At 60.3% G+C, this 26,150-nt stretch carries 16 protein-coding genes; 10 read left to right on the forward strand and 6 right to left on the reverse strand.

Features of this window, described 5'->3' with window-relative positions:
* Nucleotides 1–293 precede the first annotated feature (293 nt).
* Together EPN96_09205 and EPN96_09210 are read left to right on the forward strand one after the other, a co-directional pair.
* Nucleotides 294–1,205, forward strand: coding sequence for a DUF362 domain-containing protein (locus tag EPN96_09205; protein ID TAL16458.1), 912 nt, complete (start codon nt 294–296; stop codon nt 1,203–1,205).
* A complete protein-coding gene (locus EPN96_09210) occupies nt 1,202–2,716 on the forward strand; it encodes a 4Fe-4S binding protein (GenBank protein ID TAL16459.1) in 1,515 nt (504 codons plus the stop codon). The genes EPN96_09205 and EPN96_09210 overlap by 4 nt, the downstream gene beginning before the upstream one ends.
* A 151-nt stretch (nt 2,717–2,867) precedes the next feature.
* On the opposite strand, the gene EPN96_09215 is transcribed toward EPN96_09210, so the two are convergent.
* The 3 genes from EPN96_09215 to EPN96_09225 form a co-directional block, all read right to left on the reverse strand.
* On the reverse strand, nt 2,868–4,268 hold the full coding sequence (locus EPN96_09215; GenBank protein TAL16460.1) for a right-handed parallel beta-helix repeat-containing protein: 1,401 nt from the start codon (nt 4,266–4,268) through the stop codon (nt 2,868–2,870).
* A gap of 93 nt (nt 4,269–4,361) precedes the next feature.
* On the reverse strand, nt 4,362–5,027 hold the full coding sequence (locus EPN96_09220; protein TAL16461.1) for a DedA family protein: 666 nt from the start codon (nt 5,025–5,027) through the stop codon (nt 4,362–4,364).
* Between the two features lie 144 nt (nt 5,028–5,171).
* On the reverse strand, nt 5,172–5,468 hold the full coding sequence (locus EPN96_09225; GenBank protein ID TAL16462.1) for a TM2 domain-containing protein: 297 nt from the start codon (nt 5,466–5,468) through the stop codon (nt 5,172–5,174).
* Nucleotides 5,469–5,614: 146 nt separating this feature from the next.
* On the opposite strand from EPN96_09225, the gene EPN96_09230 reads away from it, so the two are divergent.
* Nucleotides 5,615–8,269 carry a cation-translocating P-type ATPase gene (locus EPN96_09230; GenBank protein TAL16463.1) on the forward strand — a complete coding sequence of 885 codons (2,655 nt, stop codon included), beginning with the start codon at nt 5,615–5,617 and terminating at the stop codon, nt 8,267–8,269.
* Between the two features lie 267 nt (nt 8,270–8,536).
* Here the strand turns inward: EPN96_09230 and EPN96_09235 are convergent, their stop codons facing one another.
* Nucleotides 8,537–8,905, reverse strand: a complete 369-nt coding sequence (locus EPN96_09235) for a CoA-binding protein (protein TAL16464.1) — start codon at nt 8,903–8,905, stop codon at nt 8,537–8,539.
* Between the two features lie 327 nt (nt 8,906–9,232).
* Here EPN96_09235 and EPN96_09240 point away from each other — a divergent pair, with 327 nt between their 5' ends.
* The 5 genes from EPN96_09240 to EPN96_09260 all read left to right on the forward strand — a co-directional run bounded on the left by EPN96_09240 (nt 9,233) and on the right by EPN96_09260 (nt 20,708).
* Complete coding sequence (locus tag EPN96_09240; protein TAL16465.1) at nt 9,233–11,119, forward strand: DUF11 domain-containing protein; 1,887 nt, start codon at nt 9,233–9,235, stop codon at nt 11,117–11,119.
* A gap of 16 nt (nt 11,120–11,135) precedes the next feature.
* A complete protein-coding gene (locus EPN96_09245; protein ID TAL16466.1) occupies nt 11,136–11,663 on the forward strand; it encodes a DUF11 domain-containing protein in 528 nt (175 codons plus the stop codon).
* On the forward strand, nt 11,660–13,390 hold the full coding sequence (locus EPN96_09250; GenBank protein TAL16467.1) for a DUF11 domain-containing protein: 1,731 nt from the start codon (nt 11,660–11,662) through the stop codon (nt 13,388–13,390). The genes EPN96_09245 and EPN96_09250 overlap by 4 nt, the downstream gene beginning before the upstream one ends.
* A gap of 32 nt (nt 13,391–13,422) precedes the next feature.
* Nucleotides 13,423–20,097, forward strand: coding sequence for a DUF11 domain-containing protein (locus tag EPN96_09255; GenBank protein TAL16468.1), 6,675 nt, complete (start codon nt 13,423–13,425; stop codon nt 20,095–20,097).
* 272 nt (nt 20,098–20,369) lie between these two features.
* On the forward strand, nt 20,370–20,708 hold the full coding sequence (locus tag EPN96_09260) for a hypothetical protein (protein TAL16469.1): 339 nt from the start codon (nt 20,370–20,372) through the stop codon (nt 20,706–20,708).
* Nucleotides 20,709–20,890: 182 nt separating this feature from the next.
* On the opposite strand, the gene EPN96_09265 is transcribed toward EPN96_09260, so the two are convergent.
* Both EPN96_09265 and EPN96_09270 read right to left on the reverse strand, forming a co-directional pair.
* Nucleotides 20,891–21,988: a permease gene (locus EPN96_09265; protein TAL16470.1), complete on the reverse strand. Its 1,098-nt coding sequence runs from the start codon at nt 21,986–21,988 to the stop codon at nt 20,891–20,893.
* A 39-nt stretch (nt 21,989–22,027) separates the two neighbouring features.
* Complete coding sequence (locus EPN96_09270; GenBank protein TAL16471.1) at nt 22,028–23,503, reverse strand: hypothetical protein; 1,476 nt, start codon at nt 23,501–23,503, stop codon at nt 22,028–22,030.
* A 173-nt stretch (nt 23,504–23,676) separates the two neighbouring features.
* Here EPN96_09270 and EPN96_09275 point away from each other — a divergent pair, with 173 nt between their 5' ends.
* Both EPN96_09275 and EPN96_09280 read left to right on the forward strand, forming a co-directional pair.
* Nucleotides 23,677–24,639, forward strand: a complete 963-nt coding sequence (locus EPN96_09275) for a tRNA glutamyl-Q(34) synthetase GluQRS (GenBank protein ID TAL16472.1) — start codon at nt 23,677–23,679, stop codon at nt 24,637–24,639.
* A gap of 140 nt (nt 24,640–24,779) precedes the next feature.
* Nucleotides 24,780–25,880, forward strand: coding sequence for a nitronate monooxygenase (locus tag EPN96_09280; GenBank protein ID TAL16473.1), 1,101 nt, complete (start codon nt 24,780–24,782; stop codon nt 25,878–25,880).
* Nucleotides 25,881–26,150: the final 270 nt, after the last annotated feature.

The raw sequence follows: 26,150 nt of genomic DNA on the forward strand, positions 1-26,150 counted from the left end.
CAGACTGTTGACAAAGTCATTTGTGGCGAAAAGGAAAGTTTTCCGCACAGAAAACAGAACAATAAGGGAGCACCAGGTCAACAGGCTGAGATTGCGACAAACACAGTATTTTCTTCGAGAACAAGGAAGGCGAGAAAAATGACCGGAGGAATGCTCCTTGTATTTTGAGGATCGTTTTTTGAGCCTGACGAAGTAAATCGGAGAAAAGACGAAGTTTGTCAGCAATCTGAGCGGCCGTAAGGCCGCCTTTTGAGCAGCAGCAGGCGGGATGTTGCCCGTCCGGAGGATAAAAAATGAACCGCAGGGAATTCATTAAAAATTCCGCCCTGTTTTGCGCCGGAACGGCCCTCGTGCCGGGCTACCCCCTCAGCGCTTACGCCGCCCAGGGGCCGCTGGTGGTCATGGCCGAGGGCAAATCCGCGGCTTCGCTCGTGAGGGAGACCGTAAAGGCCCTCGGCGGCATGGAAGCTTTCGTAAAGCCCGGCGAGACGGTCGTGGTAAAGCCCAATATAGGCTGGGACCGCACCCCCGAGCAGGCCGCCAACACCCACCCCGAGGTGGTCACCGAGGTAATCCGCCTCTGCCTCGCTGCGGGAGCCGCGAAGGTCAAGGTATTCGACCGCACCTGCAACGAGCCGCGCCGCTGTTACGTGACCAGCGGGATAGGCCCCGCCGTAGAGGCTATCGGCGACCCGAGGGTCGAGCTTTCCCATATCGACGACCGCCGCTACAGGGTCGTCGATATTCCCGGCGGCGTCTTTCTCACGCGCCAGCCATTTTACGAAGACGCGCTTACCGCCGACAAGTTCATAAACCTCCCCGTAGCAAAACACCACGGCGCCTCTCTCCTCACCCTCGGGATGAAGAACATAATGGGGGTGGCGGGCGGCAACAGGGCAGGTTTTCACAGGAATCTCCCCGACGCGCTGACCGATATAAACCTCGCTATCCGCTCTCACCTGACCATTATCGACGCGACCCGCATCCTTCTGGCCAACGGCCCGCAGGGCGGAAGACTTGAGGACGTGAAGATCGCCAATACCCTCGTAGCGGGAACCGACATCGTCGCCGCCGACAGCGTCGCCGTCTCCCTCTTCGGCAAGACGCCGCTGGATATCCCCTTTCTCGTAACCGCCGGAAAGCGCGGGCTCGGCGTGAACGATCTCGAAAAGATACGGGTGATGCGCCTAAAGGCGGGCGGATGAAACCGAAACTTCTCCGGAGACTGTCGCAGGCGGGAGTCTTCGCGGTCTTTTTCTTTCTTTTTCTGAACACCGAGTACAAGGACAACGACATCCTTCCCTACGCGGTGAATATTTTCCTTCGGCTGGACCCGCTGATGGCGGGCGCGGCAACGCTTGCCTCCCGCACCCTCATACCCATGCTGTGGCCCTCGCTCATCGTGCTGGGCCTGACCGTGCTCTTCGGGCGCTTCTTCTGCGGCTGGCTCTGCCCCCTTGGGTCCATCCTCGACCTGACGAGCTTCGCCATCGGCAAAAAGCGCCGTCCCGGCGCGCCGAAACGGTGGAGGAACGTCAAATTCGGCGTGCTGGCCGTCCTCGCGGGCTCCGCCCTCTTCACCCTTCAACTCGTCTTCCTCTTCGACCCGCTGTGCCTGCTCATCCGCTCCTTCACCGTCTCGATTTTCCCGGCGGCCAATTACGCCCTGAACGGGACGTTCTCCTCCCTCTACGAAACGAGGATCGGCGCGGTGACGGCGGTTTCCGAGCCGGTTTATTCCTTCCTGAAAAACCACTTCCTCACCTTCGGGCAGCAGTATTTTCAGCTTGCGGCTCTGACGGGATTCATTTTTATCGGGATTCTGGGACTTGAGCTTGTCGAGCGCCGCTTCTGGTGCAGAAACCTCTGCCCGCTGGGGGCTCTTCTTGGCCTCTGCGGTAAGCACGCCCTTGTGAAGCGCAGGGTGTCCACCGCCTGCACAAGCTGCTCCGCCTGCGCCAAAAAGTGCCCGATGGGTGCGGTCGATGAGGATTTTACCGGCACAAAGTACGCCGAGTGCGTCGCCTGCCTCGAATGCAAAGAGACCTGCCCCGAAAAGGCGATAACCTTTACCGGCGCGGTCTCACCGAAGCCCTCCGCGCCCGACATCCAGAGGCGGACGGTGCTCACCTCTCTGGCCCTCGGAGCCCTTTCCCTCACTTTTTTGCGGACGGAGGCGAAAGCGCGTTACGGAGACCCGAGGCGGATACGCCCGCCGGGAGCGCTGCCGGAGGAGGAATTTCTGGCGCGCTGCACCCGCTGCGGCGAGTGCATGAGGGTCTGCATAGCCAACGGCCTCCAGCCCGCCATCTCCGAAGCGGGCATTCAGGGGGTCTGGAGCCCGGTGCTGGTGGCTAAAATCGGCTACTGCGAATACAACTGCTCGCTTTGCGGGCAGGTGTGTCCCACCGGCGCGATAAAAAGACTTCCGCTCGCGGAAAAGACGAAGGTGCGCATAGGCCTTGCCGAGGTGAACAGAACCCGCTGCCTCCCCTGGATAGGCGCATCGGAGTGCATAGTCTGCGAGGAACACTGCCCGACGCCGGAAAAGGCGATCAAGCTTCGGACGGAGGAACTGGAGGGGAAATCCTTCAAGAAGCCTTACGTGGACGAGAATCTCTGTATCGGGTGCGGAATCTGCGAGACGAAGTGCCCGCTTGTCGACAAAGCCGCCATAAACGTCACCTCTCGCGGGGAGTCGCGGGCCGCGACTTAGAAGTCTATTGAAAACGTCGAGAGAACCCCGGTTTCAAGGAGACGCGGAGCGAGAAGCGAGACATAACCGGGTGTTAGGCGAGCTTCGAGTGAGCACGCGACACAGAAAACGGGGGTCGAAACAGTTTTCAATAGACTTCTGGATTATCCCCTTACTGTTTTAGACCCTTTGGGCCCGCGTCGGCTACGGGTGCTGAAAGGTAGCCTGAGTAATCTATCTTGTCCTGCACGTACTCCCCCTCCCACCCCTCGTAGGTGCGCTTTTGAACGTCGTAGTAATCCTTGAGGGTCGAGATATCGGCCTCAGCGCCCTTTTTCTTCATCTCGGCGGTGGTCGCCTCCCCCCACCAGTTCCCGGTTGCCTCTACGGCGCCCATGTAGGAGATGTCCTCCTCGACCTTCTCCGGCATCGCCCTGCCCTTCTGGACAAGCTGCTCGTTAAGCGCCTGCGCCGAGCGCGTGGGCTTTTTCGCCGCCCGCCTCTCCCAGTCGGCGCTCATGTTGTCCAGCTCTACGTGAAGCCGGTTTTTGTCGAAGTTGTTGGAGTTCATTATCGCGTAGGAGGAGAGGTGGAGGTAAACGCCCACCCCGTTCTTCTCTATCTGGTTTTTCTCGATTACGGGGCGGCACATCTGAAGGCACGCTATCGCGGTCTTGTTATCTTCGAGCCTGTTTTGGGCAATAACCGGGTTCGAGGTCTGGAAACACTTTATGCCGGTTTTTGCTTTGGTGATGGTGTTGGCGATTACCTCGGGGGAAGCGAACCGGAAGCAGTAGATCCCCGTTTCAACCTCGCTCACCGTATTTCCGTGGATTTTGGTGCCCTCGTTCCCCTGCGAAACCGCGATTCCCTCCACGCATTTTTTTACCGTATTGTCCGAAACCACCGACTGGTCGCCGGTTACCGAAATTCCGGTTTCGCAATCCGTCACGGTGCAGCCGCCCACCCTTATGGCTCCGTGCTGGTTGTTGCTGACTCCGGTTTTCTTGCAGCGCTCGATGCTGGAGCCGTAAATCTCCACGAGGGAATTGAGGGTGACCGTCACCCCGCTCTCCGACATGTCGGAAATCCGACACTTTTCTATCAGAGAGCGCCCCCCGGTGACGAAAAAAAATCCATTCACGCCTTTTTCGACGACCGAATCCGAAAAGGTGACGGAACTGTTCGACACCTCGATCTTCTCGGCCCCCACTATCCGTGCGCGGGAAACGCGGGCGGAGGTGACTCCTCCAAAGACGATGCCCCCCCACTTCTGATCCTTTTTTTCTCCCTCGGCCCCCGGCCCAAGATAGACGCTCCCCCCCGGGCTTCCCTCTACCGACAGGCTTCCCAGCACGATAAGCCTCGCGCCGGGGCCGAAAGCTGCTTTTGTCCCCGGCCTGACCGTCAGGGTTACGCCTTCTTTGACGACCACTTCGGTTTTGAAATCCAGAGCGCCCGACCACTCGGTGTTTTTTTCGAGGATAAGCTGCTCCTCGGCCCTCGAAGTGACGCTAAAGAGAATCGCCAGGCAGAGGGCTATCGCAAATGAGGTTTTTTGGGCGTATTTCATTTTGGTTTTTATTTCTCCCGCTTTGGACTTCGGCGGGCGCAATGGTGAAACAGTCCGCGCCGCAGAGCGAAATATGCTTTTTTCGTGCCGCAGTCACTCGTTTTCCAGGGCTTTTTTTCTGAGTCTGGCCCTGAAGGTCCGAAAGCCGTGGAGAAGCATCGGGAACATCGAGATAAGGATGATTCCGAAGATGACCAGGGTAAAGCGCTGCCGGACAAAGGGCAAACTCCCGAAGAAGTATCCCGCGAGCACGAAACCGTTCACCCAGAGTATCGAGCCGCTGACGCTGTAGGGCAGGAAGCGGGAGTACTCCATCCGCCCCACGCCCGCGACGAAGGGGACGAAGGTGCGGAAAATGGGCATGAACCGCGCGAAAAGGACGGTTTTCCCCCCGTGTATCCCGTAATACCTCTGGGTTTTGTCGAGGTAGTCGCGGCGAAAAAGAATGTTTTTTTCGCTCCTGAATATTCCGGGGCCTATCTTTCTGCCTATCCAGTAATTTGTATTGTCTCCGCATATGGCTGCGGCGGTGAGGAGGAGCATAAGGGTGAAAAGATCCATCGAGCCGAGGGCGGCGAAGGACCCGGCGGCGAAAAGAAGCGAATCCCCCGGCAGAAAAGGAGTGACCACGAGGCCCGTCTCGCAGAATATTATCGTAAAGAGGATCGGGTAAACGTAGGCCCCGTGCTCGGCGATAATCGAGCCCAGCCGGGTATCGACGTGGAGGATGAAATCGATGAAGAAATTTATTATTTCCATGCTTTTCCGTAAGGAGGCCGGCGCGGGGCCGGGTTAAGGGAACCCCGAATGCGCAATGATACGGGGTCCGGCGGATTTTTGCCAGCCGGGTATTTTACTTTAAAAGACCTGAGGTTCCGGCGCGGCGCCTTCCGATCTTCACCTTCAGTATCTGGCCCTGAAACCCTCTTCGGTCATCAGAAGATACGTTATCCCCTCGATAACGCCGAGAATTCCCGGCAACAGGGTCCAGCAAAGGAGAAGATACAGCACCCCGGGGCCGATTCGTCCAAGATAAAACTTGTGGGCGCCAAGCGAGCCGAGGAATATCGCCAGAAGGGCGGCGGTCAACCTGCCCGGGCCGGTGCGGCACAGTATTCTGGCCCCGCAGCGGGGGCATACCTCCGCTCCGGGCCTTAATTCACCGCCGCACTCCGTGCAAAAACCCGTACCCGGCAACATCTCTTCACCTTTCGGCGCTGCAAAAAACAGCGCGTCCGGTGAAATAATACATCCCGCCCGCCCTTCCTCAACCCGCCGGGTTTTGGCCCGCTGCGATCCCTGGAGTATACTCCAGGGAGGTTTTGGTCCACTCACCCGGAGCTTTTATGACGACTTTTTTCAGCAAACCCGCCCAGGCGGTCTTTGAAGAGCTTTCCTCCTCGCCGGAAGGGCTTGAAACCTCCGAGGCCAAAAGCAGGCTTTTGAAATACGGTTCCAACCTCCTACAGGAGCCCGTCAGGGTAAGCCCCCTTTCTCTGCTGTTGTCCCAGTTCAAAAACGTCCTCATTATCATTCTTCTCATCGCAACGGTCCTTTCCGCCTTTCTCGGGCACGGCCTGGAAGCCGCCGCCATCCTCGTAATCGTCCTTTTCGCCGTTCTTCTCGGCTTTTATCAGGAGCTGAAATCCGAAAGGGCTATCGAGGCCCTGCGCAAGATGACCGCGCCCACGGCAAGGGTCCTGCGGGACAAAAGGGAGGTTCAGCTTCCCTCCGCCGAACTGGTCCCCGGCGACGTTATGGTGCTGGCGGCGGGCGACCGGGTCCCCGCCGACGGCCGCCTTTTCCTGGCCGTCCACATGAGGACGGAGGAAGCGCCCCTCACCGGGGAATCGACACCCGTAGGCAAGGACGCCTCCCTCGTTCTCCCGGAAAAGGTCCCCACCGGCGACAGGGCCAACATGGTCTTCGCGGGCACTACCGTCAGCTCAGGCAGGGCGAGGGCGGTCGTAACCGCGACCGGAATGGAAACGGAGTTCGGCAAGATCGCCGGGATGCTCCAGTCCATCGCCCCCGAAGCCACCCCCCTGCAGAAAAGCCTCGAAAAGATAGGACACGGGCTCGCGAAGGCGGCAATCGTCATAGTCGCCTTAATCGTTGTCCTTGGGCTCTTCCGGGGGCAGCCTTTCGTGGAGATGCTGATCTTCGGGATAGCGCTGGCCGTCGCCGTCGTCCCCGAGGCCCTGCCCGCGGTGGTAACTATCTCGCTGGCCCTCGGCGTCCAAAGGATGAGCAGACGAAACGCCCTCATGCGAAACCTCCACGCCGTCGAGACCCTCGGCTCCACAACGGTCATATGCACCGACAAGACCGGCACCCTCACTAAAGGCGAGATGACGGTGCGCGAAATTTACCTCGAAGGGGAGCCGGTTGAAGTCACCGGGGCCGGTTACGACCCGCGCGGGGAATTCAGGGGAAATGCGGGAAACGGCGGGGCTCCCGCCTCCCTGCCGGAACTGCTCTCGGCAAGCGTCCTTTGCAACGACGCAACGCTTTTTCTAAGCGAGAGGGAGGAGTGGGCCATTACCGGCGACCCTACGGAGGGCGCCCTCATCGTCGCCGCCAGAAAAGCGGGGCTCGACGAAACGGAAATAGCGGAAAAAAACCCCCGGATCGGGGAAATTCCCTTCTCCTCCGAGACGAAAATGATGGCGACCCTTCACGCCACCCTCTCGGGAAAGAGGATTTTCATCAAGGGAGCGCCGGAGGTGGTAATTCCGGTCTGTTCCTTTGAAAAAACCGGGGGGGGCGTCGTCCCGCTCGATCAGGCGGGCAGGGAAAGGATCCTCTTTGTCGCGCGGGAAATGGCTTCGCGCGCCCTTCGCGTGCTGGCCTTCTGCGAAAAGGAGTCGGAATCCCTTTCCGGCCTCCCCGAGGGCGGCGTCTTCCTCGGCCTTGCGGGGATGCTGGATCCGCCGAGGGAGGAGGCGAAGGCTGCCGTCGAAACCTGCAAAAACGCCGGCATCCGCCCCGTGATGATAACGGGCGATCACCCGAAAACCGCCGAGGCGATAGCGCGGGAACTGGGCATTTTGCAGGATGGGGGTATCGTCACGGGAAAAGAGCTCGACCTCATGAGTGTTGAAGGGCTCGCCTCGCGTATCGATTCCATCGACGTTTACGCGCGGGTATCCCCGGAACACAAGCTGCGCATCGTTGAGGCTTTCAGGGCGAGGGGCGAGGTGGTGGCGATGACCGGCGACGGCGTCAACGACGCGCCGGCTCTCAAAAGGGCTGATATCGGCATCTCTATGGGTAAAAGCGGCACCGACGTAACGCGGGAGGCCTCCGCGATGACGCTGGCCGACGACAGTTTCGCCTCCATCGTCTCCGCCGTCGAGGAGGGGCGTATTATCTACGACAACATAAAGAAATATCTGAAATACCTTATCTCCTCGAACGTCGGCGAGATAGGGCTTATCGCGGGCGCGGCGCTCATCGGGCTCCCCCAGCCCCTTACCGCGGTCCAGATACTCTACGTAAACCTCGCGACCGACGGGTTGCCCGCGCTGGCCCTCGCGGTGGACCCGCCGGAAAAGGGGCTCATGCTCCGCCGCCCGAGAAACTCGAAAGAGGGAATCTTCTCGAAGCCCCTGGCTCTTCTGATGATGGAGGGAGGGCTATGGTCGATGATGGCGAACATCGCCCTTTTCGGCTGGGCGCTTCGCTCGGGGAGGCCGCTCGACGAGGCGATGACGATGACCTTCGTCTCGCTCGTGCTGATACAGTTTTTCAAGGCCTACAGCTTTCGCTCGGAGCACGAGTCCGTCTTCCGCAACACCCTCGCCAACAGGTGGCTCAACCTCTCGGTCGCCTGGGAACTCGCGCTGCTCGCGGCAATCGTCTACCTCCCCGCCTTCCACAAGCCTTTCGGGACCTTTTCGCTTACTGCGATCGACTTCGCGGAGGCCGCCCTCTGCTCCCTGACCATCGTTCCCGTCCTTGAACTCACCAAATTCATGCTGAGACGAAGGGAAACCTGAAAAACTGCTCCGGCCCGGAGACTTTCGTCACTCCCGCGAAGGCGGGAGTCCAGAAATACCGCTACAGCCTCTGGATTCCCTCATGCGAGGGAATGACGCAGTAAAAAACAGGCGCTCGACTGTTTTATTTTTACGCACGGCAAAGGATTTTGCCGCCGGGCAAGGAGCCCGTAGCGAGCGCGACGCAGACAGTAGCGTGACTACGGCGAGGAGCGCGAGCGAGTAGCGACCAAGCCCCGCGGCAAAAGCCGAAGCCGTTTCCGGCTTCTAAAATTCCCCGCTTGAAAGAAGGACCAGAGTACAGGCTTCTTTGCACGGTATCCCCGCCTTGTTCAGCGCCGCTTTCAGCTCTTCCGATTCCGCTCCGGGGTTCAGGATCACCCTTTTCGGGTTGAGCTTGACGATCTCCTCTATCGAACTCTTGATGTTCGAGGGCCCCACGTACACGCAGACGGTGTCCACCTCTTCTTGTATCTCGCCCAGGGTCTTTAGAGCGGGGAGCCCCTCGACGGGAACGCAATTCACGTTGACGGGAATGACCTTGTGGCCTTTTTCCCTCAGCCGCCTTACCGCCCTGTTCGAGAAGCGCTCGGGGTTGGGGCTGGCTCCGAGAACCGCTACAATTTCCCTTTTCATCGCCGAAACTCCTTGTATTTCACCCTGAAAAGCCTTAAAAAGCCTTTTTTCGCCGGAAAACCCTTTTTCTCTTTATCGGAGCGGTATTTTCGCCGATAGGTATATATAGGGAGAAGATACCGCAGCCACGGCAAAATTTAAGAATATTTTTCGGCCCGGATAAAACGGAGTAACAAAGTTTTAATTGAGCGTATATATTAGTCATAGAGCAGTTTAATCGTGTTTTGCCCCGGCTGACGGAGCGAAACCGGCTGGACTATTTTTTGACGGGGGTAATTTATTCTCCAAACCCAATGCTCGTTGGGCTAAAGAGACTTGGCGGGATTATTGAGGAAAGTACAACTTTATCTTGCCCCTTCCCAGGCGCTCGCCCTCATAAGTGAACGTGTAGGACAACTGCGTAAACTCTCCAACAAAAAATTTCTTCTCTTACCTCTCCTCGCCGCTCTCCTCTTTCCCTCTCTCGCCTTCGCCTGGCCCGCCGACTCCAGCTGGAAGCCGATACTGCGCGGCGGAACCCAGCTTCAGGACCAGATCGGGGACTCCAACAACGAGCGCAACGTCGTCTCGGAAGCCGGAAAGGCCGCGGCCTACTACTACAACGACGGCACAGACCTCTTCTTCCGCATCCGCCTCGACGATTCCCCGGAGGGCAGCGGGGGCCAGGGATACCTCGAACCTTTCGGCTGGGGGATGGAGTTTGACACCGACGGCGTCGTAGATACTTACGAATACCTCATCATGCTGGACGGCATCGCGACCGAGGAGATATCGATCCGCCGCAACACCGTTCAGGGAAACATAGACGACCCCAGCGACAACGCCGAAGTCCAGCTCTACGCCGACCCGCTTTCTCCCTCCAACTACAGAATCGTCGCGGCGGATACCTTCGTCCACTCCACTCAGGATTACTTCATCGACTGGAAGGTCGATTTCGCGGCCTATCTGGCTGCGACGGGGCTCTCCCCCGACCAGCCGATACGCACCTACTGGGGCACAAGCAACAACACCTCCAGTCTCGCAGCCGACCTTTGCGACATCACCGGCTCGGATACCCTTTCGGCAAGCTTCTCGGACGTAGTCACCTTCTGGGGGACGACCGCCACAACAGCCGTCGTTTCCTTCGCGGACGACATCCTCGGAAACGGCAACCCGGCGATAGCCGATATCTCCGACAATCTTTTCGTGAAGGTCGTTGACGGGGACCGGAACTTCACCCCCGACGCGGCGCAGGTCCTTTCAGCCGCAATCGCGGGAGGCGGGGACTCCGAGACCGTCACCCTCACCGAGACAGGTCTCGATACCGGAATCTTCACCGGGCAGCTTCCCACCGCGTACAGCGCCGTGGCGACCGGGTCCGACGGGATATTGCAGGCGCTCGGCGGGACGGTTTTCACCGTCACTTTCATAGACACTATCGACTCCGCCTTTCCCGTCAACCGCGACCAGCCGCGCACGGCCTCCATAACGATGCGCGCCGCCTCCGTGACGGCGGCAAAAGTTGTAAGCTCTCCCTCAGCCGTAGGAAAAGACAACCTCGTCTATACGGTCACGATCACTAGCGCCGGGCCGGGAAACGCCCGCGTCTCCGAGGTGATTGACACCCTTCCGGCGGGCTTCACCTACAGCGCGGGCACCACCTCGGGCCTTACAACCTCCGACCCCGCCGTCGCCGGACAGGTTCTTACCTGGACGGGGCCGTGGATAGTCAACTCCGGCTCCTCGGCTACCCTGTCTTTTACGGCGCAGGCGGGAGGACCGAGAGCTACCGCCTACAACAACGTAACGATGAACGGAAGAAACTTCCCCTCCGTCTCCACCGGCGACACCGCCCCCGTGCAGGTCGTAGCTCCCATAGTCTCCATCGTCAAATCCGCCGACCCCGCCGCGGCTGCTCCCGGCCAGGAGATAACCTACACGATCCACTACAAAAACACCGGCGACTCCTCGGCCCACACCCTGCTCCTTCTCGATTCCGCGCCCCTTAACACCACCTACGTGGCGGGCAGCCTGCGGGCGGGAGACGCTTCCTCGACCTACGCCACCGCTACCCCCCGCACGGACGGGGCGGGAGAGGGAAGCTGGCCCGAGGTGCAGGGAGAGGCCGTAGGCGGAAACATAACTTTCAACATCATCTCCCTCGAAGCCGACGATGGCGTGGCCGATTCCGGCCCGGACGAGGGAAAAGCCTATTTCAAAGTCCTGATCCAGTGATGGAGAGGAGAAAAGAATGAAAAAGAAATTTTTCAGTGAATGGAGTTTTGCAAAAAAGGGAGGGACGCTTCTCGCTTCGGCGCTTTTGCTCCTCCTGTTCTCCTCGGCCGCCCTCGCCGCGCCCAAACTGTCCATAGAGATAACGGCGATAAAGGAGATTACGGCGATTGAAAACGGGAAGAGCGTGGTCAAGAAAGTCCCGGCGAAGGAGGGCTACCCCGGCGACGTGCTTGCCTACGCGATTACCTACAAAAACGACGGCGACGCCAACGCCGTGGGCGCGCAGATCGTCGATCCGATACCGAACGCCACCGCCTACCTTCCCGGCTCCGCCGCCACCGCCGACGCCGAGCTGACTTTCAGCATAGACGGCGGCAAAAACTACTCGGCCGAGCCGGTCACCTACACCATCGCCGACGAGAAGGGCGTCAAGGTCCAGAAGACGGCGACTCCCGAGATGTATACGCACATCAAGTGGAAACTTCTAAAGCCCGTCCTGCCCGGAGGGACGGGAACACTCGAATTCAAGGTTAAAGTCAAATGACGCGGAAAAAAAGAAGCCAAACCGAAACCTACGCGGAAATACCAACAGGAGGTGCACCTATGCGAAAACGAACGTCTCTCATCACAATTCTGGCGTTGGCGCTGCTTGCGGCGACGTCGGCCTGGTCGGCGGGAACAGCCGTCGGGCAGGACATCTCGAACACCGCCAATGTAACCTACTACGACGCGAACGGGACGATAATCGGGAACAACGTCGCGTCAAACACGGTTCACACCACCGTGACTCAGATCGGCGGAGTCGTCGTGGCCGCCGGGGTAACGACGGGAAACGGAGCGAACAACACCTTCGTCAACTACGCGGTTGACATCGAGAACAACGGCAACGGCTCCGACACCATCAATTTTACCGTTGCGACGAGCGCGGGCTGGAGTCCGGCCTCCATCACCGTCTACAACGACGTTGACAACAACGACGCCTACACGGCTGGCGTCGACACGCTGATCCCGGCCGGGTCCTACACCACCGGCGCTATCCTGGCCGAGGCGGTCTTCGACATCATCGTCAGGGTAGAGATTCCCAACGGCGACGTAGCTGCCGGAGGAGCGCCCAACTCGGTTCTGGTCACCGGCACATCAGTGTTCGACAACACCAAAACCGGTTCGGTAACCCTGACGACCACCGCCAACGCCGCGGTCCTCACGGTTGACCTCGTAGCGAACGACACCACCCCGGTTCCCGGGCAGGTGATTACCTTCACCGCCACGATAACCAACAACGGAAACGCGGGATCAAGCGATATCGGTTGCTCCAACCTGATTCCCGGCGGCTTCACCTTCGTCCCCGGCTCAATAGTGCTCGGCGGCCCCGGCAGTATCGATTTCGTAGGAGGCGTCGTCTCAGGAGTCCTTACGGGACCCCTGGCGGTAGGCGCCTCGACCACCGTTGCCTTCCAGGCGACCCTGAACTCCGGCGTCGTTTCCGGGACACCAATAAACTTCGTCCAGTCCATCAGTCATATGGCGGGCACCGCACCTCTTGTTGTGACCGACACCGAACCCCTCACCGTAGGAGCCGGTTCCGGCCTCACCGTTTCCGTAGGCTCCAGCGCCGACACCAAGACCCCCGGCGACGTCACCTCCTTTCCCTTCGACGTGACGAATGGCGGAAGCATCAACGATACCTTCGACCTCACTTCCGCGGGCGGAGCGGCGGGTTACGTCTACACCTTCGGCACCGACGCCACCTGCTCCTCGGCGATAACCGACACCGGCGTCATGGCTCCCGGCGCAACGGCCACCTTCTACGTTTGCGCGACCGTCCCCGCCACGGCGGGCGACACCACCACCAGCACGATCACGATAACGGTGACCTCGGCGGCCGACGTGACCAAGACCTTCACCAGCGGCAACCTCGTCACCACCGTCACCGCCCCCGTGCTCGGGATACTCAAGGCAGTCGATCTCGCCAACGCGGCCCCCGGCGACACCCTGACCTACACGATAACTGTCACCAACAGCGGAACGGGCAACGCCACGGCGATTCTCATCTCCGACGTGGTCCCGGCCTTCACCACCTACACGCCGGGCACCATCCAGGCCGGTTTTTCCGGCTCGGTAGCAGCCAGAACGGACAGCGCCAACAGCGACGGCGCCAGGTTTAACGCCAATACCGTATCCGCCGGCGACGACGGGATGGTTATAAACCTCGACAACGCCTCGGGCGTGAACAAGGTCTACATACTCAGCTATCAGGTCACCGTAGACTAAGGCCTGAAAGGAATTGACGGGAAATATATAAGTTGAACTTCCGCGGGTTTGGCTTAAAAGCGTTAGGTGCGCTCGTAGTTGCCGCTGCGGTCCTCTTCGGAGGACCGCAGACGGCTCCTTGCGCCTCTGCGCCCGCGGGAACGGAGATTATCAACAAGGCCGCGGTCTCTTACAAGGACGCGAACTCAAACTGGCGTCCCTCCGAGGTAAGCCCCGGCGCGGTCTCTTCGGTAACCTCCCTGCCGGTATTGACCATCGGAATCTCGGTAAGTTCAAACCCCGTCAACATGGGCGAGAACTTCGCCCTCACAATAACGTTTCAAAACGAAGGCAACGACGCCGCCAGGAATTGCTCACTCACCCTCGACCTGAGCGAGTTCCTTATTTACCTGGGCAACTCGGGCGGCGGCGTCTACGACCCCTCTATAACCGCCGGAGGCCAGGTATCCTGGGCGCTCGGCGACTTACCGGCCGGTTCCGGGGGCTTTGTCACCGTGCAGACGAGGGTGAAAACACCCTCCGACTACGCCGCGAGGGCGGCGCTTGACATCTCTTCCCGGTCCCTCATCATCAACACCGCCACGATAGCGGCGACAAACACCGCCAGAGCCGCAACGGCTTCGACGGTGGCCAAGGTCGGCGTCGGGCCTAATCTCTCCATCACCAAGGAAGTGGACGACGCCACGGTTGTTCCGGGCGGAACGCTTCTCTACACCCTGCGCTTTGCCAACACCGGCAACGATACCGCCTCAGGCGTAACGGTAACAGACACTTTCCCCGCCGGGACTTCCTACCTCTCCGGTTCCGCAACCGGAGCGGGACTCACCGTAAATCCCGGCTCACTCAGCTGGAGAATCGACGAGGTCGCGCCGGGCGAAACGGGTTTGCTCGTCTTCGCCGTAACGGCCAATGGCGCGGCTGTCGCAGGTTCAAAGATAACCAACGTCGCGACCGCAAGGTCCGACACGACGATCCCGGTAAACTCGAATACCGTCGAATCGACCGTGGTCAACCCCCCCGCCTTCACCCTGACCAATACCCCGGAAAGCCCCGCCGTACCGGTAGGCGGGACCATCAGACTCAAAATGGAAGTCACGAATTCCGGGGTAGTGCCGACGGGCGATCTGACTCTCACAAGCTCCCTGCCCTCCTTTACCCATTTCGTCTCCGCCGACGGCGAGGCGGTCTTCGCTCCGGAAGGAGCGGGGGGGAAGCTGGTTTGGGACCTGGGCTCGCTCGATCCCGGCGAAACGGCGGTGCTTAGCGTCGTCCTTCTCCTCGACAGGGCAACCCCCGCCGGTACCCTCATCGACACCACCGCAACCGTCTCGGGCTCCATGACCGACGAACTTTCCGCAACCGCCAGCGTCACTGCGCTCGCGAGAACCGGCGCGGTTCTCACCTTCACCGACACCACCGGCGCTCCGGTGCTCTTTTACGAGATCGGAGACACCGTATGCCTCCGGGTCAGCGACCCTGACCGCAACAACTCGCCGCTCGTAAGCGACTCGGTTACCGCTATTCTCGGCTCCGCCTCCTCGGGCGACGTTGAAACTCTTACCCTTATCGAAGAGGGCTTGAACGCAGGAACCTTTTACGGGTGCATGGACTCCACCGGAATCGCAACGCCTTCCGGCGACGGCGTCTTCACCGCGCCCCGCAACCTCACCTTCACGGCGACCTACACAGATCCGCTGGACGACAGCCCGGTCACCGTGGCGACGGTGTGGATAAATCCCAACGGAGTGGTCTTCGACTCCGGCACCCTGAGCCCGGTTGCAGGCGTAGAGGTTACCCTGCTCGACGCGGACAACCTCCCCGTCGCCGTGCCCGCCGGGTGGCAGAACCCCTTCCTGACGAAGGAAGACGGCGTCTTCTCCTTCCCCGACCTGCCCCCCGGAGAGTACCGGGTAGAGGTCGAAGGCGGGCGCAGGTACCAGTTCCCCTCCGCCGTTCCCGAAGGGCTCATGCGAAGCCTCTACAGGGTAGTCCCGGCCTCGAAGGGAAGGAGTTTCTCCCTTTCGGTGAGAAGCTCGCTGGGCTTCGACATTCCCATCGATCCGGCGAACCCCCCGGATCTCGTCGTCGAGAAAAAGGCCAACCGCACTTTTGCCTCCATCGGCGACGTAATCAGGTACACGGTCACCGTGGAAAACCTCTCCGGCCTGCCGGTGACGGCCGCGAGCGTGACCGACGTTCTGCCGAAGGGAATTCATTACAAGAAGGGGACCTCCCGCCTCGACGGGGCCGACGTGGCCGATCCCGCCGCCGACGAGTCGCGCACCCTTGTCTGGGACCTCGGCGATCTGGCCGTGGATCAGAAAATTACTCTCGACTACGTCACCGTCGCCGGAGCCGGAGCAAAAACCGGCAGGGCGGTTAACAAGGCGACGGCAGGCGGCACGGTGGGCGGAATTCCCGCCGTCGCCAACACCTCTACCTCGGGAGTAAACATCTCCGAAGGCGTCTTCACATCGAAGGGAACGATTATCGGCAAGGTCTTCGAGGACAAAGACTGCGACACGCTTGCCGGCGAAGGCGAACGCGGCTTCGGACAAATCGCCATCTACATGGAGGACGGCCGGAAGGTCGTCACCGACGAAAACGGCCTCTACTCGATACCCAGAGTAACCGCCGGAACCCACGTCCTCCTGCTGGACAAGACCACCATCCCCGAGGGGTTTTGCCCGTCCCCGGTCGGCTCAAGATTCATGGGCGACGCCGAATCGCAGTTCGTCGAGATCTTTTACGGCGATCTCGCCAAGGCCAACTTCGGCCTTTACGCCTGCGAAAAGGAAACCCCGGCGAAGTCCAGTCTCCTCGAAGAGCTGAAAGCCTCGGAACCCTCTGCGGGAAAGACCGAAGCTACGGCGGGCAAAAATGAAACCGCAAAGATAGCTTCCCTTCCCGGCGAACTGAAAGGTTCCACGGAGCCTGAAACTCCGAAGGGCGTAAAGGAAGAGGTCAAGGCCGGGGCGGACGAGCCCATTGAAAAACGGGTTGCCGCGATGGAGCGCGGCCTCGAAATCCTCTCCCCGAAAGAGGGCGAGGAGATATTCGGCGGGCAGGTGACGATTCTCGTCAAGGGCGACTCAAACGCCCCCCTCGTCCTCGCGGTAAACGGCGTGGCGGTGGGGGAATCGCGCATTTCAAAACGAATGAACGTCGAGGCGCGCCGTTTCAGGGTGCTCGAATACCTGAACGTGCCCCTTTCCGAAGGCAGCGAGAACGTCATCGAGGCCTTTGAAATGCGGCCCACGGGAAAGCCCGGCAACTCACGCAGGATAACCGTCAAGGCCATAGGCAAGGCGGCTTCGATACGCATCTCCCTCGACCCCCCGGAGGTTCCGGCCGACGGAAAATCCGAAGTGAAGGCGATCCTCGTCCTTCTGGACGCTTCCGGCCTTCGGGTTCCCGTAGACACCCACATAACCTTGGAAGCGAGCGCGGGGACGATAGTCGAAGAGGACTCCGACAAAGCAAGCGCGGGCCATCAGGTGAAATGCACCGGAGGCACAGCCTCCTTCACGATCAGGGCCCCCTCCGCGACCGGCAGGGGAACCGTAACGGCAAGGGCGGGAGACGCAACCGGAACCGCCGAAACCTACTTCTCGCCGAACCTTCGCGAGATGCTGATCGTCGGCTACGGCGAGCTTTCCCTGACCCCCGGCGAAAGCAGGGGCGATTTCGACACCGGCGGCAGAGGGGCCTTCTTCGCGCAAGGCAAGATTCTGGACGACGTTCTGCTCACCGCCTCCTACGATTCGGACAAGGCGGAGGACGGCTTTTTCTCCACCGGCGGCGAGGGGAAGGACACCGAAGAAGATTACCCGGCCTACGGCGACGAATCGGAGAATTCCAGCGAGGCGAGATCCGCCGGCAAGCTCTTCGTGAGGCTGGACAAGGGAAAGAACCACGCCCTTTACGGCGACTACGAGACCGCGCTCACACAAAACCGCCTCTCGGCTTATACCCGAACCCTTACGGGAGCCGAGATCGAGGGGCAAACGGGCAAATTCGGACTCTACGGCTTTTACAGCCTGACAGACAGGACCCAGGCGATCGACAAGATGCGGGCGAAGGGCGTCTCCGGCTACTACTTCCTCTCGCGCTCGCCCGTCGTAACCGGAAGCGAGCGGGTGGTAATAGAGACAAGAGACCGCGACAGAACCGATTCGGTGTTAAAGAGCAAAACCCTTACGCGCTTCACCGACTACAGAATCGACTACAACCTCGGCACGATAATGTTCCTGCGGCCGGTGCCCAGCATCGACGCGGATCTCAACCCGATTTACATAATCGTCACCTACGAGAGCGAGGGCGGACCCAGGGAATTCGCCGTTACCGGCGGCAGGGCTTCCTACTCTCCCTTCGGCTGGCTCGAACTCGGCCTGACCGCCCTCTCCGAAGAGCAGCAGTTCGAGGATTTCGAGCTTCTCGGGGCGGACCTCACCGTCAAACTCCCCTACGAAACCACCCTGAAGGTCGAGAGCGCGAAGACCCATTCCGCGCTCGACGACGGGGGCGTCCTCCAGCCCGCGGACGGCTCGGCGCTCGACGTGGAACTGAAATCAAGCCCCTCGCGAAAGACCGGGGTAACGGCCTACTACCGCGAGATCGGCGAGAAGTTCAACAACCCCTCGGCGACCGGAGTGAGCCGCGGAACGGTCAAATACGGCGTCGATGGCTCCGTGCAGGCTTCCGAAACGGTTAAGCTCACCGGCGAATACTTCAACGAGGAAGACAACCTCAACGACATGAGCCACTGGGGAGTCTCGGCGGGCGGCGAAAAGACTTTCGGCCCGGCGAAAGCCGGTATCGAGCTTTCCCACGAGGAATCGGACGACAGGAAGGTCCCCTCGGCAAGCACGAAGACCCGCGAGCCCTTCGACATAAGCGTCCAGACCCCCGAAGAATCCACCGCAGCCCGCATCTTCGCGGAGACGAGGCTCGGAGAAAACATTTCCGTCAGCGCCTCCCACAAAGAAGACATAACCTCGAAGAAAAACAACCTCACCGGAGTTGGCGCGGACTACCGCATCGACGACAGCAACCGGCTCTACCTGCGCTCCGAGTATCAGGTGACGGACAGCGACGACTACGTCCGCACCGTCTTCGGCGCCGAATCGAAGATTACCGAAAACACCGTGGCCTACAACGAAAACAGGATGGAGAACGGCCAGTCCGCCACGAGAAACGTAGAGGTTCTCGGCCTTCGCAACCGCCTCCTCCTCGCGGAAGGGCTTTCGGGCGATTTCTCGGCCGAGCAGCAGTTTACGGCCACCAGAGGCGAAGGTTCGGAAGACCCCGACACTCTCGCCCTCACCGCCGCCGTCGAATACGTGCCCAGCGAACGCCAGAGGATAACGGCCCGGAGCGAATTCCTCACCCAGACCTCCAGCTCGGGTAAAAATTCCCTCCTTTGCGAACTGGGGATAACGAGAAAGCTCACGAGCGACCTCTCCCTCCTCGCCGACGGCAGGTACTTTGAAGACTCCACAAGAGAGAGCGATTTTCGGGAAAGAAGAGTGCGGCTCGGGCTCGCCAGAAGGCCGCTTTCCGGCGACCGCCTGAACGGCCTCGCCCGGATAGAATACCGCCTGGAAACCGGCGACGGCGCAGACAACGATTACGAGGCTGAAAACTACATCGCCAGCCTCGCGGGAAATTATCAGGCGAACGCAAAGACTATACTCAGCGCCAAGTGGGCGGGCAAGGCTGTCAGCGACCTTCGTGTGGACACTTATACCGATCTTGTCAGCCTCGGCGTCACCCGCGACCTCGGCGACCGCTTCGATCTGGGCGGAAAATACAGAATACTCAGAAGCCCCTCCGTCTCGGCCGTCGAACAGGGCGGACAGGTAGAGGCGGGGTACCGCGTGGACAAGAACATCTGGCTGACCGCAGGCTGGTCCTTCGACTCCTTCGACAACGACCTCACCGGCGAAAACATCGAACGGGAAGGGGTTTTCCTGAAGCTCCGCGTGAAGTGGCCGGTAAGACCGGGATTTGACGCGGGCGAAGAGGCGAAGGTCTGCGGCGGCACGGGCGAGCGGATAACGCTGGTCGCCGCGAACCCGCCGGTGGAGATCCTCCCGGCAGTCGAAATCACAGCGGCCGTGGAAACCCAGCCGGTTACGATTCTCCCCTCGCCCGAAATCGTCGCGCTGGCTGAAAACCCAGAGGTGGCGATTTTGCCTTCGCCGGAAATTTCCGCAACCGTCGTAAACCCCCCGGTGGCGATTATGCCCGCGCCAAATATCGTCGTAACCGGAATCAATCCGCCGCTTACCGTCCTTCCCGCGCCGGAGCCGGTGAGAATAGTGACGGAAGACCCGTACGTCTCCGTGCCCACCTCGTCCATCGAGTTGAAGGTGCATTTCGACACCGGCAAGGCGGACATCAAGGACGAGTACCGGCAGGAGATAGCGGCGGTGGCCGAACTTCTCGTCGCTTCCCCCGAGGTCACCGTCCTCATCGAAGGCCACACCGACAACGTGGGCAGCGAAAGGTACAACCGGAAGCTCTCCGAGAAGCGCGCCCTGGCCGTCGCAAACCGCCTCATCCAGTGGTACGGGGTAGCGCCGCAGCGCATCCAGGTCATCGGCTACGGAGAGGCGAGACCCCTTGAGCCGAACGTCACGGATGCCGGGAGGGCCAAAAACCGCCGTATCTACGCGGTGATACCGATCGGCTACCGGCCTTGATCCTCGAAAACTGCTCTTTCCCCCGGCTGTCTTGGCTTTGGCTTTTTTCGCCATGCATCGTTGCCTGACGCAAAAATCCAAAGCCAAATGAAAAAGCAAGTGTGCTGCCTCATCCTCCCCGCACCGTTGCAGCTTAGCGAAGGCGGGTCGCCCGCGTCACCTTGAACTCCGGACTCCCCGCAACGTTTTCGGAAGACCCCTAACTCTGTGGGCAACGGCGGAAAACGAGTGTATCCTGCGCCGGAACAACTCCCGCAACGCAAGGAGCGCTCATGGAACGCTACGGAGTCCTCGTCCTCCTCTTTTTCTCCAACATCTTCATGACCTACGCCTGGTACGGCCACCTAAAGGATTTCAGAAAATCCCCCCTCGTGGCGGTCATCCTCCTGAGCTGGGGAGTGGCCTTTTTCGAGTACTGTTTGCAGGTTCCCGCAAACCGGTTCGGCCACTCCTATTACACCGTCGCACAGCTGAAAGTGATGCAGGAGGTGATAACGATGGTGGTTTTCGGACTCTTCTCGGTTTTTTATTCAGTGTCCCGTGCGGCTAGTGGCTTCCGGCAATTTGGGCGTCGATTCGCCCGAGCCGCCAGGAGCGAAGAGCCCGAATAGCGGGCTCTCTTCGGGCGATAAGCGACGACGCGGGTCGGGATGAAGCGGCGGCCAAATCGGGAGGAACTAGCCACACGGGACACCAGGGGAGCAGTAGCGGACGGATTACCTCTGGAGCGGTCTTTGCCTGGTCGCGGCGGCGTATTTTATGTTTCGGGGCGTGGCGGTGAACTGAGGGAGAATCAGGCGGTCCGGCGGGAGAGACAGCGCTTTTTGTAAGCGCCGTAAAACCAGACCAGCGCCAGAGTAACGGCGCAAAGAGCGCCGACCCACTCCGGCAGCGCTTCGGTGAGGGTCCCCATGCGGGCCGAGGGGTTGATCTTCATCGCGGCGTAAACCGCGTCGAGGAGCCAGCCCATCAGGAGGGCCGAAACGCCTATGGAGAGAAGGTAGCGGACGGTGGTCTTCTTCCCGAAGACCCTGGAGAGCGCCATTATCGAGGCGGCGTTGGTCGCCGGACCGGCGAGCAGAAAGACGAGGGCCGCTCCGGGGCTCAGCCCCTTCGCTATCATGGCGGCGGCGACTGGGGTGGAGGCGCTGGCGCAGATGTACATCGGTATGCCGACCGCCAGCATCAGAAGGTGGCTCTGAAAGCCGGTCCCCACGTATTCGAGAAAGAAACCCTCCGGAATGACGGCGGTGATTACGCCCGCCAGTATCAGTCCCCCGAAGAGCCAGGGAGCTATCCCCAGATAGAGAGGCCCGAAGGCGAAGGAAACCCCCTCCGCCAGAATTCCGAAGAAGGTGTTGCTCTTCCCCCGCACCGTCGAGAGCGAAACCTCTGTCACTTTCGCCTCCTCCTCCCTTTCTCCGAACACCGCCTCGGAAACCCCCGCGACCACCGCCGAAAAGAAGGCGCAAAAGGGCCTCGCTACGGTCATCAGAGGATCCATCAGGGCGCTGGTCAGCAGTATCGAGTCTACGCCGGATTCCGGCGTCGAGACGAGGAAGCTGAGTATCGCGGGCTTTCCCGCCCCCTTGGCCCGAAGCCCGAGGGCGGTCGGCACCACCGCGCAGGAGCAGACCGGAAGGGGGACGCCGAAAAGGGCGGCCTTGAAGATGGGGGCGAACCTTCCCCTCCCGAGGTGGGAGGCGACAAAATCCCCCGGAATAAATCCGTAGATGAGCCCCGCCGCCAGAAACCCGAAGAGCAGCCAGGGGCCGGAATCGGAAAAAGTCTTCAGTATCTCGCTGATAATATCGTTAAACAATTCGTCACCTGAGTTTAGGTTTTTTAAAAATATACCCTGCGTTGCGGCGAAAAGGGGCTCGGCGGTGATTTTATTTTGCGCGGGGGCTTGTCCCCGGGAAGGCGGGCGTTACTTCAGTTTCGCGGCTATCCGGTTGGCGTACTGGCGAAGGAGCGGTTCGTCCAGTATTTCGCAACTCTCACCCTGAAGGGCGATAAAGCCGCGCATGGCGAAGATGCCGAGGGCGTCGTTAAGAGCCCCGTCGATCTCCTCGTCCTTGACCAGTTTTTCCGTCTCTCCGCCGATTCCGGCGAAGATATCCCTTATGGCGCTTACGGCGAAGACGCTGGAGCCGCCGGGGCCGTCCTTGTACTTGCAGATGGCCGCCGCGAGGCGGTAGGTCGGGGTGATGACCACTCCCGCCGCGACCATCGCCATAAGTTCCTCGGCCAGTTTCCCTCTCGACTGCTTCTCGGAGGTCAGCTCTACCGGCGCGCCGAAACGGACGTCTATCTCGGAACGCGAATAGGCCTTGTACTGCTTGTCGAGGCTGGCGAGCTGGGAGAGAAGGTCCTTGTGGGAAATGTTCTTTCCCGTGCGGCTCGCCTCGATGTCCTTGTCCTCGGGCACTATCGTATAGGCCAGCGAAACCGGGACAAGGTAAACCGAGCGTCCGTTTTCTCTCGCGTACGCGAAAATATCGGCCATTATGCCGAGTTTCGGCTTTCCTATCCTGCCGTCCCGCGAACGGGTTCCCTCCGGGTAGAACATCAAAGGCTCGTTATGATTCCATCCGTATTTCAAATACTCCGTGTGGACCTTCCTGTAGACCGGGTTCTGGAACCACTTTATCTCCCTGAAAAACCCGCCCTCGCCTATGTATTCGCGCCGTATCCTGTAGGCGTTGAGCCTCGGAAGGGCGAGCGCGGAGACCCCGCGGAACAGGTTATCCCCGGCGGCGATCTTCGGCTGGGGCAGCCCGAAGGCGCTGAGCGCGAGGCAGATCGGGATGTGGTCCGCGTTGGAGAGGTGATTCGGGAGAAAAATTACGGGGGCTTTCTCGGTGAGGCCCTTTATCTCCTCGGCAAGGCCGGGCCTGGCCTCGGAGATGCGGAGGCTCCTGGCGAGGTTTGGGAAGAAGCGGTAGGAAAGCTGCTTGAAGAGCAGGAAAAAGGCGGGGTCGAACTCCGCCGCCATGTCGTCGGCGTAGTAGCTCGAAAGGTATTCGATGATCTCCAGAGGGTTCTTCAGGGCGGACAGCTCGCTGATTTTGCTCTGGAAATGCTTGAGCAGCCTTCTTTGCCTGTGGAGGCGCTCCGGATGCCCCTCCAGCGGCGCGTCGAGTATCTTTTTCTTGAGGGATTTTATCTGCGCGCGGAAGTGGACGAGCTGATAGGCCTTGGCGGTGCGGGCGGCCACGGCGGCGTCGAGGCGCTTCTCGGAGTAGCCCTTGACCACCCCCTTCGCAACCGCGTCCACGACCTCGTCCTTGGTCCGTATCACGCGGTTGTTGGATACCATCCCCGCGAACCATCTCACCGGGGGTATCTTGCCGGCCTGTATGAAGAGCTCAAGGAGCTTTTCGGGAATTTCTTTCTTTTCCACTGTCTTCCCCGGAAAGGATTGCCTTAGAAGCGCTGACGTCGATTCTGACTTTTGCCATATAATGCCTTCTTAGCTTTCACTAGCCAAGCATTTTGCGACGGATTTTTTTCGTCCCCTCCGGCCGCCGCCGCCCTTGGCTGGAAAACCGGCGGCCAATCGTTTATCCTCTGCCCATGACATCAACTCTCTCCCCGACGCTCGCCGTGGGGCGTTTCGCCCCCTCGCCCACCGGCCCGCTCCATCTCGGCTCGCTCGTCACCGCAGTCGGCAGCTACCTCTTCGCCCGCTCACGGGGTGGTCGGTGGCTCCTGCGCATCGAGGATATAGACACGCAAAGGGTGGTAAAGGGCTGCGACGGCGACATCCTTCGCACCCTCGAAGCGCTCGGCCTTTGCTGGGACGGCGAGATAGTCTACCAGAGCAAGAGAACCGAAAGGTACGAGGCGGCGCTTTTTTCGCTCCTCGAAAAGGGACTCGCCTACCCCTGCGGCTGCACCCGTAGCGAGATAGCCTCGGCCCCTTCCGCCCCACACCCCGGCGAGGAGGGGCCGCCCTACCCCGGCTTTTGCCGGAGAGGAATAAGGGAGAGCAAAATCCCCCGCTCGACGAGGGTTTGCACCGGTGACGGCGAAATATCCTTCACCGATCTTTTGCGCGGGAAAATCGCTTACGACCTCTCAAGGGTTTCCGGGGACTTCGTCCTGAAAAGGGGTGACGGAATCTTCGCCTACCAGCTCGCCGTCGTTGTAGACGACCACGACGCCGGAGTGACTCAGGTGGTGCGCGGGGCGGACCTTCTCTCCTCCACCCCGAGGCAGATTCTCCTCCAGAAATATCTCGGTTTCCCGGTCCCCTCCTACGCGCACCTGCCGCTGGTTCTCGGGCCGGAGGGCCAAAAGCTCTCCAAGAGGGAAAGCGCCGTGTCTCTACTTGACGGCGTAAACCCCCGTAAAAAGGGCTCCGGGCTCATCGCCTCCGCACTGGCCTTCCTCGGCCATCCCCCGCCGCCGGGTCTCGACTCCGCTCCACCTGAAGAAATGCTCGCCTTCGCCGTTGAAAACTTCGACCCGGCCCGCATCCCCCTCGCCGATTCGCCCCTAAATCTTAAAAATATCTTGACGGCTTGCGCCCCCTGAAAAGATTTTTATTATGATATAGCAGGATTTTTCTCTTTCGGCGGTTAAACCGGGTATATTTGAGTTGGGCAGGCTTGACCACAGCCCGAAAAACTGAAATGATAGAATACCGTTTTAATACTTTAAGCACCGGATAATATATGCAGTTACCTTCACTCAAGATTCGCGACGTCATTCGCCCCTGCCCGGTTATTCAGGGCGGGATGGGCGTCGGCATATCCCTTTCGAGGCTCGCCAGCGCGGTCTCCCACGAAGGCGGGCTCGGAACGATATCGAGCGCCGCCCTGGACCGGCTTGTTTCAAAGGCCCTCGGCAGGAAGGTCTCGACGAGGGAAGCGGCCGCCCACGAAGTCGCCGAATCTAAAAAGGGCGGGGAGCCCGTGGCGATAAACATAATGGTCGCCCTCGAATCCACCTATGCGGATTCGGTTCTCGGCTCCCTCGACGCGGGCGTGGACGCGATAATCTCGGGAGCCGGCCTCCCCCTCGCTCTGCCCGCCCTTGCGAACGACCACCCCAACGGCAATAAAACCGCCCTCGTGCCCATCGTCTCCTCGGGCAGGGCGCTTCGCATCATCTGCAAGAGATGGCAAAAGCTCGGCAGGCTTCCCGACGCGGCGGTTGTCGAAGGTCCGCTCGCGGGCGGACACCTCGGGTGGAAAACCACGGACGAGATCTTCTCCCCCGAAGCCCGCCTCGAAAACATCCTTCCCGAATGTCTCGAAGTGGCGAAGGAATTCGGCGGCTTCCCGATAATCGCGGCGGGCGGCATCTTCACCCACGAAGACATCGTCCGCTACATAGCGATGGGCGCTTCGGGGGTCCAGATGGGTACGCGCTTTCTGGCCACCGAAGAGAGCGGCGCTTCCGAGCGCTTTAAAAAGGCCGTCGTGGAGTGCGAGGAGAAGGACATCCTCATAGCAACCCAGCCCGGAAGCCCTTGCGGCCTTCCCTTCAGGATACTGAACAACTCCCCGATGTTCCTCGAAACCCTGCGCGGCATGAGAAAGACGATCTGCGACAAGGGCTACGCGATGCTTGGCGGAAAATGCGCCGCCCGCGAGCTTCCCGACCGCTTCTTCTGCATCTGCAACGGCCTTCTGAGTTCCGCGGGCTTCGAGCCGGGCAAAGAACCCGAGCTTTACACCGTCGGAGCCCTCGCCGGGATGGTCGACAGGATCATGTCGGTGGCCGACCTTATGAAAGAGCTTTGCGGCACTGCGGCGACGCAGGAAAGCTAGCTGTAGACAAACTACCTTCGAGTCCAAAAACATTTCATTAACCTGTTTTTGGACGAGCCTTCTTTTCGTCTTTCCCCGTGGCCCGTAGGTGACGCAGGGAGCGGAGGCGGAAAGGGCGGCGGGGGGGTCTTAGCGAGCTTTTGCGAGCGGGTGCCCCCTCACGCCCCCGCCGTAGCGACCGGTCGCTCGTAGAGCGAGCGGCTCCTTCCGGGCCGAGTTTTGCCCCACTTTTTCGACAAAAAGTGGGGCGCGGGTGCGGGGCGCGCCAAG

This window comes from bacterium (assembly GCA_004322275.1).
GTDB lineage: Bacteria > Desulfobacterota > Deferrisomatia > Deferrisomatales > BM512 > SCTA01.